The 428-nt window shown below is 61.2% G+C and carries 1 protein-coding gene; it reads right to left on the reverse strand.

Features of this window, described 5'->3' with window-relative positions; all coding sequences use genetic code 11:
* The coding region (locus tag RTW80_RS27410) for a M24 family metallopeptidase (protein ID WP_409415326.1) at positions 1-428 on the reverse strand (428 nt) is incomplete at both ends.

Genomic DNA, 428 nt, shown 5'->3' on the forward strand with positions numbered 1-428 from the left:
CTTTGCCGGGGGGCAGCGCACCGCGCGGCCCGCTGCCGACACTGGTGTCGAAAGAGGGCTTGGCCGCACCCTCCTGCTTCATAAACCACGCCCGCTCGGCAGCGACTTCACGCTCGCGCATACCGGGCTGAATGAAACGCCGGATGTGCTGTGCGGCGCGGTCGGCAATGCCGCATGCTGCACGGATACGGTCGATTTCGTCAGCGGTTTTTATCTGCCGCAGCGCGTCGAGCGAGGTGCTGCAAAGGGTGGTATCCAGCGTATCGCGCCACAGCACGCCTGTTTGCCAGCTCACGTATTCACCCTCAAAGCCAAGACGGGTAAGATCTTCCTTCGCAATAATCTGATTCACCGCCTGCGCAAACGGGTTCTCCGTGTTAAGGAGGTGCATCTCATAGCCCGCCGCTCGTGAAGCGATATCGCTGTAG

The organism is Escherichia sp. AM3 (genome assembly GCF_032029835.1).
Taxonomy (GTDB): Bacteria; Pseudomonadota; Gammaproteobacteria; order Enterobacterales; family Enterobacteriaceae; genus Escherichia; species Escherichia coli.